Raw genomic sequence first — 10154 nt, 5'->3', positions numbered from 1 at the left:
CTAGTGCTGCCGGGGATGTTGGAGTTATATGCTGCTTTTATTATATTTATTGATGTTTAAAACTATTTTTCACTGAATTGTAATAGAAGCGCTAAGGGCTTGGTGGAAATAAGAAAATTTAATCATTGGTCAAGTGATTTTATTTGCATTTATAGTGAATGGTTATGCGAGGTTGCACCCAAGGGCATGGGAGTTGATCTCTGTCATCGCGCACAACATCGTTGGCGGGTAACCTTGGGCTCTTTTCAGACAGGCAGTGCCAAGATTATGCAGTTGCAGCGATTAGTCAATATGTTTGGTGCGGATTTACAACGCCGCTACGGTGAAAAAGTGCATAAACTCACGCTACATGGCGGGTTTAGCTGCCCCAATCGTGATGGAACCCTCGGTCGTGGTGGTTGCACTTTTTGTCAGGTGGCCTCATTTGCCGATGAGCAAATGCAGCAGCAAAGTATTGCGCAGCAGTTAGCGGCACAGGCAAAAAAAACTAATCGGGCAAATCGTTACCTGGCTTATTTTCAGGCCTATACCAGTACTTATGCAGAGGTGAATGCGCTAGCGGTGATGTATGAGCAGGCGCTGGCCGAAGCTGACATTGTCGGTTTGTGTGTGGGAACCCGCCCTGACTGCGTGCCGGATGCGGTGCTGGATTTGCTGAGTGGTTATCATCAGCAAGGTTATGAGGTCTGGCTTGAGCTAGGGCTACAGACTGCGAATGATAAAACCCTCAAACGCATTAATCGCGGCCATGACTTTGCCTGCTATCAGCAGACAGCGCGCCGCGCCCGTGCTCGTGGCCTCAAAGTGTGCTGCCATCTGATTGTTGGCCTGCCTGGCGAAGATCAAGCGCAGGGAATGGAGACACTGGAAAAGGTGGTGGCAACGGGCGTTGATGGGCTGAAACTGCATCCGCTGCATATCGTTGAGGGTAGCACCATGGCGAAAGCCTGGCGGGCAGGGCGCTTACCAGCACTGGCGCTGGAGGATTACGTGCTGACGGCAGGTGAAATGATCCGCCATACGCCAGCCGAGATTGTTTATCACCGGATCTCCGCCAGCGCACGCCGCCCCACGCTGCTTGCGCCATTGTGGTGTGAGAATCGATGGACCGGCATGAATGAGCTGAATAATTATATGCTTGCTCATGGTGGGCAAGCCTCTGCTTTGTGATCGGCTACTGCGCCGTCAGTTTTTACCTTCCACCTTATTTTGGCTATATCTGCCGTTTGTGGGCAGATAATTAGCTTTTCCCCCCAATCCCTCACCGTTATTTGCACTCTTTTCCACACTTCTGAGGAAGCCATCTTATCTCTCGCTCGTTTTACGGTATGCTTTATACCCTTGGGGATATCCAGAAATATAGGCAGGGGTTGCTATGAAGCAAATCAGGGTATTGGCCCAGTATTACGTTGATTTAATGGTTAAGTTGGGGCTGGTTCGCTTCTCACTGCTATTGGCCTCGGTGTTGGTGTTGCTCGCCATGGTGGTACAGATGGCAGTGACCTTTGTACTGAGCGGCTCGGTGGAAACCCTCGATCTAGTGCGGTCTATCTTCTTTGGTTTGCTGATAACACCCTGGGCGGTCTATTTCCTGTCAGTGGTGGTGGAGCAGTTGGAGGAGTCGCGCCAACGGCTATCGCGTCTGGTGGATAAGCTTGAAGTGATGCGCTACCGCGATTTGGAACTGAATAAGCAGCTGACCGAAAATATTGCTCAGCTCAATCAGGAGATCGTCGAGCGCGAGAAAGCAGAGAAAGCACACTTGCAAGTGGTTGATAAACTAAAAGAAGAGATGGGCCACCGTGAACAGGCTCAGGTTGAGTTGGGGCAGCAGTCCGCTCTATTGCGCTCCTTTTTGGATGCCTCGCCGGATTTGGTTTATTACCGTAACGAAGATAATGAGTTCTCCGGCTGTAACCGCGCGATGGAGTTACTGACCGGCAAAAGTGAGAAGCAGCTGGTCGGGCTGACGCCAAAAGATGTCTATGCGCCGGATATTGCTGAAAAAGTGATGGAAACCGATGAAAAAGTCTTCCGTCACAACGTCTCTCTCACCTACGAGCAGTGGCTGGTTTATCCCGATGGCCGGAAAGCCTGCTTTGAACTGCGAAAAGTGCCGTTTTATGATCGTGTCGGCAAACGTCACGGCTTGATGGGCTTTGGGCGCGATATAACCGAGCGTAAGCGCTATCAGGATGCGCTGGAGAATGCCAGTAGGGACAAGACCACCTTTATCTCAACTATCAGTCACGAGCTGCGGACGCCGCTTAATGGCATTGTGGGGCTGAGCCGCATCTTGCTGGATACTGAACTAGACAGCGAACAACTGAAATACCTGAAAACCATTCATGTCAGTGCTATCACCCTCGGTAATATTTTCAACGATATCATTGAGATGGATAAACTCGAGCGCCGCAAAGTTCAGTTGGATAATCAACCGATTGATTTTACAGGTTTTATGGCGGATCTGGAGAATCTCACCGGTCTGCTGGTGCAGCCGAAAGGGCTGAAATTCATTATGGAGCCGGAATTACCGCTGCCAGAGAAGATCATCACTGACGGCACGCGCTTACGGCAAATTTTGTGGAATCTCATTGGTAACGCAGTGAAATTTACCCAGCAGGGCAAAATTGTGGTGCGGGTGCGGCGGGAGGGCAATGACCGCCTGACTTTTGAAGTGGAAGATTCAGGTATGGGCATCCCTGAAGATGAGCAGGATAAGATTTTTGCCATGTATTATCAGGTGAAAGATAGCAACGGCGGTCGGCCGGCAACTGGCACGGGGATTGGCCTGGCGGTCTCTAAGCGGCTGGCGCAGAGTATGGGCGGCGATATTACCGTGAAAAGTGCCCAAGGATCAGGCTCCTGCTTTACCCTGACCATTAAAGCACCGGCGGTGCAGCAAGCGGCCAGCGCACCATCCGGTGACGACATGCCGCTACCTGCGCTCCACATCTTGCTGGTGGAAGATATCGAACTGAACGTGATTGTCGCGCGCTCGGTGTTGGAGAAACTGGGCAACAGTGTTGAGGTCGCGATGAACGGCCACGATGCATTGGCGATGTTCAAACCTGATGATTTTGATTTGGTGCTGCTGGATATTCAGCTGCCGGATATGAGTGGGTTGGATATTGCGCGGCAGATTAGAGCGGAATATGACTCCGAATCACTGCCGCCACTGGTGGCATTGACCGCCAACGTGCTTAAAGACAAAAAAGAGTATTTAGACGCCGGGATGGACGATGTGCTGAGTAAGCCGTTGTCGGTGCCGGCGCTCACGGCCATGATTAAGCAATTCTGGGATCATAAGCCCTCGTCCTCAGCCAAAAAACAGGAACATAAAGTGATGCAAACTCATGAATCGTTACTTGATACTGCGATGTTGGAACAGTACATCGATTTGGTCGGCCCGCAATTGATTCATCAAAGCCTGGAAATGTTTGAACAGATGATGCCGGGGTATCTGGCGGTGTTAGATTCAAATATGACCGCGCGGGACCAAAAGGGGATCACCGAAGAAGCGCATAAAATTAAGGGCGCGGCAGGTTCTGTTGGCTTGCGTCACATCCAGCAGCTTGCCCAGCAGATTCAAACACCGACACTGCCAGCATGGTGGGATAACGTGCAAGATTGGGTCGATGAATTAAAATTAGAGTGGCGCAATGATGTGCAGGTGTTACGTGAATGGGCGGCGGAAGCTGAAAAAAAATAACCCCGACCGAGGCCGGGGTGCGCGAATACTGCGCCAACACCAGGGAAATCGTTAACCTGCGATCCCCGTCATACTTCAAGTGACAAGTGCGTTGGCTTCTTTCGTTCACCCCAGTCACTTACTTATGTAAGCTCTTGGGAATTCGCTCAGTTGCCACCTTCCTGTAACTCGAATTATTTAGGGCATAATAATTTCGATTTCGAATGGATTCGCAGGTTGTAAGGATTCGTCCATACATCATACAAGCAATAACATAGCAAATGTAAGCGCTCTTGTTACAAGATTCATTAAAATTTGTGATAGAGATTGGTCTTTGTCACTAGAACGGGTTAAGCGATTGACAGCGTAAGAAAAGGAGAGGTGTGATGAAAACGGTTGGTGTAGTCCTGAGCGGATGTGGTGTTTTCGACGGTGCTGAAATACATGAATCTGTCTTAACAATGCTGGCATTGGATCGTGCGGGAGCCAGAGTTTTATTCTTCGCCCCCGATAAGTTACAACTGCATGTTATTAATCATATTACCGGCGACGAGATGGCTGAGCAGCGGAATGTATTAGTGGAGTCCGCGCGCATTGCCCGTGGGCATATCACGCCACTTTCCTTAGCCGATTCAGCGCAGTTGGATGCTTTGATTGTCCCCGGTGGTTTTGGGGCCGCCAAGAACCTCAGCGATTTCGCAATTAAGGGTTCTGAATGCACCATAGACCCAGATTTAATAAAGTTAACCCAGTCAATGCATAAGTCAGGTAAACCAATTGGATTTATGTGTATTTCGCCGGTTATGCTGCCGAAACTGTTGGGTAAACCTATCCGTCTGACGATTGGTAACGATCCCGATACTATTGATGCAATTGAGATTATGGGTGGGGAACATGTTATTTGCCCTGCTGATGATGTGGTGATTGATATTGATAATAAAGTGGTGACAACCCCGGCTTATATGTTGGCGGGATCAATTTCTGAAGCCGCAAAAGGGATTGATAAATTGGTCACGAAGGTGCTGGATTTAACCGAATGAAGTCAGTCAGGCGCGGGCTAAATCGGCTTTGGTATTGGGTAAAACGGGGCGTCATTGGCATTGTTGCACTGTGGCTGGCCGGTATTTTGATTTTTGCCTTCCTGCCGGTTCCATTCTCCATGGTGATGATTGAAAGGCAATTGAGTGCCTGGTTGACCGGTAATTTTTCGTACGTTGCGCACTCTGATTGGGTGCCAATGGATGAAATTTCACCTTACATGGCGCTGGCCGTGATGGCGGCGGAGGATCAAAAATTCCCCGAGCATTGGGGGTTTGATGTCGACGCCATTGAGTCCGCGCTATCTCATAATCAGCGCAATCAACATCGTATCCGTGGCGCATCCACGCTATCGCAGCAAACGGCGAAAAATCTGTTTCTGTGGGATGGGCGAAGCTGGGTGCGTAAAGGGCTGGAAGTGGGGTTGACCGCCGGTATTGAGCTGGTGTGGACCAAACGTCGTATTCTGACTGTTTATCTGAATATCGCAGAATTTGGCGAGGGTATTTTTGGCGTGGAGGCAGCTGCAAAGCACTTTTTCCACAAGCCAGCCAGCAAATTGAGCGCGTCAGAAGCCGCCATATTGGCCGCAGTACTGCCCAATCCGTTACGTTTTAAGGCTAATGCGCCTTCGGGTTACGTGATTTCACGCCAGCAATGGATTTTGCGCCAGATGCGTCAGTTGGGCGGGAAAGATTTTTTACAAGAGAGTGCTTTGGATTAACCCGCTTTGAGTATCCGCATTGTAATGGCGGATAAAAAATGGGCTTAGAGAGATCTAAGCCCATAATAGTTTGATTTCACGCCAAGTTAAGCGCGATTATTTCACGATAGTAAACGCGGTGGTCACATGCTTAACGCCACTCACCTGACTGGCAATCTGTGCGGCTGATTGCGCTTCCTGCTGAGTCACCAGACCCAAGAGGAAAACTTCGCCATTTTCGGTGGTCACTTTCACATTCGACGATTTAACCGAATCGGCGGTGAGTAATTGTGAGCGAACTTTGGTGGTGATCCAGGTATCCATTGACGCGGTAGTCAGATCGACGGGTTTACCCAGGCGCATCTCGTTATACACTTCCGTTGCGCCATCGACGCCGGCCGCAATTTGTTTTGCGCGGCTAGACAGCTCTGCGGTTGGTGTTTGCCCGGTCAGCAATACTTTCCCTTGATAAGCGGTCACCACAAAACGTGTCTGGCTTTTTATCTGCTGATCTTTGCTCAGCGCGTTGACCACTCTGGCTTCTAGTGTGCCGTCGTCTACCTGAGTACCGACAGAGCGTGGGTCTGTTGCGGATTTTGTAGCAACCGCTGCGCTGCCGACAACCACGGCACCGACACAGCCTTGCAGTAGCAGGGCGCTGAATAGCATGGCAAAAATATAACCAACCTTCATTCGTGCTCCTTTAATCGTCCTGATGAGGAAATAGAGTGTTATCAATTAAGTCACACAAGCAATTCACTGTGAGCATGTGTAATTCTTGAACCCGCGCGCTACGGTGAGAAGGGATGCGAATTTCAACATCCTGCTGACCTAACAGGCCAGCCAGCTCACCACCATCGTAACCGGTAAGGGCAACAATGGTCATATCTCTGGTCACTGCGGCTTCGACCGCTTTCACAATATCACGGCTATTGCCGCGAGTGGAAATGGCGAGCAAAACATCGCCAGCGTGACCGAGCGCTCGTACCTGTTTGGCATAGACTTCATCGTGTAAACGATCATTGGTGATCGCCGTCAGCACCACATTATCAGCATTCAAAGCGATCGCTGGCAGGCTTGGCCGTTCTGTTTCAAAACGGTTTATCATGCTGGCAGCAAAGTGCTGCGCATTAGCCGCAGAAGTGCCATTGCCGCAGCAGAGAATTTTATTGCCGTTGAGCAGTGACTGAACCAACGTCATTGCTGCGCGGGATATGGCATCAGGCAGTGCCTCAGCCGCGGCAATCTGGGTTTGAATACTTTCGGTGAAACAGCCTTTTATTCTATCCAGCACGTTGATTTAACTCACTTATTATTTAATCATTCCGGTAACAATCCGGCGAAACTTATTAATCCGCATTGAAGGCGTTAGGTAGCCATTCTAACTGACTACCGGTGATAGCAAACACATCAAAACGGCACGGTGTTGTGGCAAAACTGGCATCTCGTTGAGCGAGCCAAATGGCGGCGGCTCGGAGTAACCGTTGTTGCTTGCGGTAGGTGACGCTGGCCGCGGCACCACCAAATAGGGCATTGCGTCGAAAGCGAACCTCAACAAATACCCAGGTTGGCCCATCGCGCATGATAAGGTCAATTTCACCGCTTTGATAGGTGACATTGGCCGCTTGAAAAATTAAGCCCGCCCGCTCAAGATGGCGACGGGCTTGCTGTTCGTAATGTGTGCCAGTATTCCTTTGGCTCATGGGCTATCCCTTCGTTCTTGGAGCTGCAGGGTTATTAGCTGCTCTCACTGATCCTAATCACTTTATGCGGCGGGTACTACCATGCCCTGACGATATTGTAACCAAGGCAGCTTACGGGTGATAACGCAATCTGTGGAAGCGGTTAATTCACCAGTGGTGCCGCTGACCTGGAAGCCCGGAATCTGTCGCATTTCAGCAAAATGGTTCGACAATGTCCATGCATCAATCCCCATGGCGTACAAACGCACCAGTGAGTAGTCATTGGCATATTTGGCCGCCGCTTGTTGCATCAATGCAGGATTAGCCCCTGCCATCAATGGGATATCACTAAACTGAATGCCCTCCATCTCTAAGCGGTAATCCGGGCCGGCACCCGCCTGATAGCTCCGTGAGCTGGCAAATAGCGCAGGTTTGCTGCGCGAGCTGGTGGCCATATCAATCATCGGCTTAATCAGCGTCAGTTCAGCAGGTGTGGCAATGATATACACCGAGTCAATGTTACCACCGGCAGAGGTGGAGACGACCGGCGCATCCACTGGCGGTGCCGGAATTGTCAGGCCGGCAATGGTGACAGAGGCGGGTGCCGCAGCAGGTGCGCTTGAAATGGCGATCGGTTGCCCAGTCAGACGGATACCGGCACCACTATTGATGGCTTGTTTCAACTCAGCAGTGGAACCGAAATTCTGCTGCAATACTGTCTGCCCACCCTGTTTCTGCCACTCCTCAGCGAAGGCTTTAGCAACGCGATCACCGAAGGCACCACGCGGGGTTAGCAATAGTGGCGCTCTTTTTTCCTGACTCCACAGATGATGCGCGGCATCGCGGGCTTCATCTTCTGGCGACAGGGCGAAGTAACAGATATTCGGATTGTTGGTGTTCACTTCCGGCTGGTTCAAGGCCAGGATATTTAGGGTGCCAGGGGTCGCACTCAGTTGCTCAACGTCGGGCTTCAGTAGTGGGCCAACAACCAGTGTTGCGCCATCTTGCTGGGCTTGCGCCAATAGTGCGGCAATGGGCTGGGTAGTGGTATCGTAGATCTTCACTTGCGCATTGCTGGTGGCAACGGGTGCCGCTACTGGCGCTGGAGTGGCGATGGCGGCTACCTCTGCCGATGCGCTGGCATCAGAAGGGGTGCTCGCCGTGGCATCCGGTGTTACGGGAGCTGGAGCCGCTACCGGTAAGCCACTCTGCGCGGCAGTAAAACCTTGTTGGATAGCATCGGCGAACACCTGCGCCGGGCCACTCAATGGCAGCAACAGCGCAATTTTCGCTGTGGATGCCTGGCTGAAATTGCTTATCTGAGTCAACGCCGTTGGCAAACTCTTCGCCGCTGGATTTTGCGGATAGCGGTTCTGCCAATCTTTAATCGCGGCTTTCAGCAGTTCAGGATCTTGTTTGTTATCCTGATACACATGGGTTAAATCCAGCCAGCCTTGCAGAACATTTTCGTCTGCATTAATCACAATGTTATTCAATTCTTGTGGCGTTAGCTGTGCCAGTGCTTGCCAAGTGCTATCGATATTATCCTGATGGGCTTTATCTTTCAGCAGCGGTTCCTGGGCGATAAATGCCCGAATCAGCGGCAGCGTAGCCCTGCCTTGATTGGCCGCAATTTGGGCCTGATAGAAGCGAACTTGTTGATTAGCGGAGAGCTGGGTGGCATCTAGCTTGCCAAGAATATCGCCAGCAGCAGGCGTGTTTTTCTGCGCCACCAGCAGTTCTGCGGTCAGTAATTGCTGTTCCTGACGTTGCGTATCGCTCAGATTAGCCGGTAGTGTAGCAAGCTGTTCTGCCGCCTGAGGAGTCTTCCCTTCACGTAACAGGGCACGAATGGCGAGTAATTGCCAGTCAGCCTTGTTATCATCACTGCTCTGCTGCAGTTGCTGCAAATAATAGTCGGCGTTAGCGCTGGCTTCGTCCTGTATATTTGTGGGTGGCGGTGTCTGCGGTGCCCTGCCTGAACAGGCTGCCAGTATCAGCGCAGCAAGAACAACAGGGAAAAGCCCTGCTTTGGAACGAACGAATGTTGAGGAAAGCATACTGTATCCAGTGATGTTTTTTTCAAGATGCTCAATATTAAATCGGTAATTCGGATGAAACAATGAATCAACACGATCGAGCAGTGATTTCTGCATCTACGCTTTATGTGGTACCTACCCCAATCGGTAATTTAGGGGATATCACCCACCGGGCGTTAGAGGTACTGAAAGGCGTTGATTTGATTGCGGCAGAAGATACACGTCATACAGGGTTGCTGTTACAGCATTTCGCGATCAACGCCCGCCTATTTGCACTTCATGACCATAACGAACAACAAAAAGCCGATCATTTACTGGCGAAACTGCAAGAGGGCCAGAGTATTGCGCTGGTTTCAGATGCAGGAACGCCACTTATCAACGATCCGGGCTACCATTTAGTGCGCCGTTGCCGTGAAGCTGGCATCAGAGTTGTGCCATTACCGGGCGCTTGTGCGGCGATTACTGCCCTTTCTGCCGCCGGTCTTGCCTCAGATCGTTTTTGCTACGAAGGCTTCCTGCCTGCGAAAACCAAAGGCCGTAAGGATACTCTGCAAGCGCTGATTGAGGAACCTCGAACACTGATCTTCTATGAATCAACCCATCGCTTGTTGGAAAGTTTACAGGACATGGTAACCGTACTTGGCCCACAACGCTATGTGGTACTGGCCAGAGAGTTGACCAAAACCTGGGAGTCTATCCACGGTGCGCCCGTCGGCGAGTTACTGGCTTGGGTTCAGGAAGAAGAGACCCGTCGTCGTGGCGAGATGGTGCTGATTGTCGAAGGGCATAAAGTGCAGGCCGATGAAGCATTACCCGCCGCCGCATTGCGCACCTTAGCGCTGCTGCAAAAAGAGCTACCGTTGAAAAAAGCCGCCGCCTTGGCCGCAGAAATTCACGGTGTGAAAAAGAACGCGCTCTATAAATATTCACTTGAACAGCAAAATGGCGGTCAAGACCAAGCGGAAGATGACATTCAATCGTAATGTGATTATAATCCGCTG

Annotated in this window: 9 protein-coding genes; 5 read left to right on the top strand and 4 right to left on the bottom strand. The window is 50.9% G+C overall.

All coding sequences use genetic code 11. The annotated features are described in order from the left end of the window. The first annotated feature begins 267 nt into the window (after positions 1-267). From AACW11_RS06495 to mtgA, 4 genes are all read left to right on the top strand, one after another. The gene (locus tag AACW11_RS06495) at positions 268-1170 is read left to right on the top strand and encodes a TIGR01212 family radical SAM protein (RefSeq protein ID WP_212584201.1); all 903 of its coding nucleotides are present in this window, start codon (positions 268-270) and stop codon (positions 1168-1170) included. A 205-nt stretch (positions 1171-1375) separates the two neighbouring features. Next, on the top strand, positions 1376-3712 hold the full coding sequence (gene arcB, locus AACW11_RS06490; RefSeq protein WP_212584125.1) for an aerobic respiration two-component sensor histidine kinase ArcB: 2337 nt from the start codon (positions 1376-1378) through the stop codon (positions 3710-3712). 365 nt (positions 3713-4077) lie between these two features. After that, on the top strand, positions 4078-4731 hold the full coding sequence (gene elbB / locus AACW11_RS06485) for an isoprenoid biosynthesis glyoxalase ElbB (RefSeq protein WP_212584124.1): 654 nt from the start codon (positions 4078-4080) through the stop codon (positions 4729-4731). Further along, entirely contained in the window at positions 4728-5453 is a 726-nt protein-coding gene (gene mtgA, locus AACW11_RS06480) for a monofunctional biosynthetic peptidoglycan transglycosylase (RefSeq protein ID WP_212584123.1), read from the top strand. Before elbB ends, mtgA begins: the two co-directional genes overlap by 4 nt. A 96-nt stretch (positions 5454-5549) precedes the next feature. Here the strand turns inward: mtgA and dolP are convergent, their stop codons facing one another. The 4 genes from dolP to AACW11_RS06460 all read right to left on the bottom strand — a co-directional run bounded on the left by dolP (position 5550) and on the right by AACW11_RS06460 (position 9174). Further along, a complete protein-coding gene (dolP, locus tag AACW11_RS06475) occupies positions 5550-6125 on the bottom strand; it encodes a division/outer membrane stress-associated lipid-binding lipoprotein (RefSeq protein ID WP_212584122.1) in 576 nt (191 codons plus the stop codon). Between the two features lie 10 nt (positions 6126-6135). Further along, entirely contained in the window at positions 6136-6726 is a 591-nt protein-coding gene (diaA, locus tag AACW11_RS06470) for a DnaA initiator-associating protein DiaA (RefSeq protein WP_004391999.1), read from the bottom strand. Between the two features lie 55 nt (positions 6727-6781). Beyond that, complete coding sequence (locus AACW11_RS06465) at positions 6782-7135, bottom strand: YraN family protein (RefSeq protein ID WP_212584121.1); 354 nt, start codon at positions 7133-7135, stop codon at positions 6782-6784. 62 nt (positions 7136-7197) lie between these two features. Next, positions 7198-9174, bottom strand: a complete 1977-nt coding sequence (locus AACW11_RS06460; protein ID WP_212584120.1) for a penicillin-binding protein activator — start codon at positions 9172-9174, stop codon at positions 7198-7200. Positions 9175-9236: 62 nt separating this feature from the next. On the opposite strand from AACW11_RS06460, the gene rsmI reads away from it, so the two are divergent. After that, on the top strand, positions 9237-10136 hold the full coding sequence (rsmI, locus tag AACW11_RS06455) for a 16S rRNA (cytidine(1402)-2'-O)-methyltransferase (RefSeq protein ID WP_212584119.1): 900 nt from the start codon (positions 9237-9239) through the stop codon (positions 10134-10136). The last annotated feature ends 18 nt before the right edge of the window (positions 10137-10154 follow it).

The organism is Yersinia sp. Marseille-Q3913, assembly GCF_963892745.1.
Classification (GTDB): Bacteria; Pseudomonadota; Gammaproteobacteria; order Enterobacterales; family Enterobacteriaceae; genus Yersinia; species Yersinia bercovieri.
Note: the sequence above shows the minus strand (reverse complement) of the source record. Positions and strands in the feature narration are given on the sequence as shown.

Excerpts from the sequence above, each read along its gene's own strand:
- AACW11_RS06495 (WP_212584201.1), top strand. The coding sequence starts at position 268 with ATGCAGTTGCAGCGATTAGTCAATATGTTTGGTGCGGATTTACAACGC.
- arcB (WP_212584125.1), top strand. The coding sequence starts at position 1,376 with ATGAAGCAAATCAGGGTATTGGCCCAGTATTACGTTGATTTAATGGTT.
- elbB (WP_212584124.1), top strand. The coding sequence starts at position 4,078 with ATGAAAACGGTTGGTGTAGTCCTGAGCGGATGTGGTGTTTTCGACGGT.
- mtgA (WP_212584123.1), top strand. The coding sequence starts at position 4,728 with ATGAAGTCAGTCAGGCGCGGGCTAAATCGGCTTTGGTATTGGGTAAAA.
- dolP (WP_212584122.1), bottom strand. The coding sequence starts at position 6,125 with ATGAAGGTTGGTTATATTTTTGCCATGCTATTCAGCGCCCTGCTACTG.
- AACW11_RS06465 (WP_212584121.1), bottom strand. The coding sequence starts at position 7,135 with ATGAGCCAAAGGAATACTGGCACACATTACGAACAGCAAGCCCGTCGC.
- AACW11_RS06460 (WP_212584120.1), bottom strand. The coding sequence starts at position 9,174 with ATGCTTTCCTCAACATTCGTTCGTTCCAAAGCAGGGCTTTTCCCTGTT.
- rsmI (WP_212584119.1), top strand. The coding sequence starts at position 9,237 with ATGAATCAACACGATCGAGCAGTGATTTCTGCATCTACGCTTTATGTG.